The 1228-nt window shown below is 64.0% G+C and carries 1 pseudogene; it reads left to right on the plus strand.

The annotated features are described in order from the left end of the window. Window positions 1-874 (plus strand): annotated as a pseudogene (locus tag IP76_RS23660) (collagen-like protein); the annotation flags it as partial. Window positions 875-1228: the final 354 nt, after the last annotated feature.

A 1228-nucleotide genomic window follows, 5' to 3' on the forward strand; every position in this document is an offset into this window, starting at 1 on the left:
TGCTACTGGACCGACTGGCGCAGCAGGCCCGATGGGCCCCTCTGGCATGCCCGGCGTCACCGGCCCCACCGGCGACACTGGCCTCACCGGCCCAACTGGCCCCACTGGCGACACCGGCGCCACCGGCCCCTCAGGCCTCCCCGGCCCCACTGGCGACACTGGCCTGCCTGGCCTGCCTGGCCCAACCGGCCCCACCGGCGACCCCGGCATGCCCGGCATGCCCGGCCCAACCGGCCCCAGTGGCGACATCGGCCCCACAGGCCCCACTGGCGACACTGGCCTCACCGGCCCCACCGGCCCCACTGGCGACATTGGTCCCACAGGCCTTACCGGACCCACAGGCCCCACTGGCGACACCGGTGCCACTGGCCCCACTGGTGCCACTGGCGCAACAGGACCCACCGGCGACCCCGGCATGCCCGGCATCCAAGGCCCCACCGGCGACATGGGTATGCAGGGCATCCCCGGCCCAACCGGCCCCACTGGCGCAGATGCTGTGCTGGGTGGCTATGCGACCCAATTCGTGGGCTCCATGTCGGTGACTGGCGGCAGCTTGTTCGCTGTTAGCGCCACCGGGGGCGCCTACTTGTCAGTGGTCTCGGCAACCGGGTCTACACAGTACGGGAACCAGTTTGCGACCTTCAACCTGGAGTGCAACGCGCCCTATTCAACGGCCCTCCAGCTGAATTGCAACGATGATACACCAGGCTACTCTCTTACAGGATTCGGCACCTACGGCAACACCATCAGGGTCAAGTACGCCATCACCCTTACAACTGATGGCGAGTACTCTGTCAGCTGCAATGTTATGTGTGTGTACATGCCAAACATTCCTTCGGTGGGAGGCAGGCGCAGGTCGCTGTTCAGGCGCTGAGCTGACACCACTCCAGATCGAACGTGCTTTAAAGAGCCACCCAGCCACCCAGCCATGTGGACTGTGACTCCAAAGCTCTTCTGTGGACGTGTTGCGCTTCTCCTTCACGTGCTTTCCTACGGGACGTGGTCTTTGTGCGGCACTCCCCAGCAGTTGACTTGCACCTGCAGCAACCTTTTGCCTCGATGAGCAGCCGGGCTTTTCTTGCCCTCCTCTACCAGTTCGCAGCCCCGTCAGTAGTGGCATGCCGTGGCTGTGCAACTTCGCTTGCCCACCTCTTTAACCAGTCCACCCCACCCATCATTTTCGACCCTTTTACAGCTGCTGCAATGCCAAATGTGTCTTGGCTTCCCT

This window comes from Rhizobium sp. AAP43 (genome assembly GCF_001296045.1).
Classification (GTDB): Bacteria; Pseudomonadota; Alphaproteobacteria; order Rhizobiales; family Rhizobiaceae; genus Allorhizobium.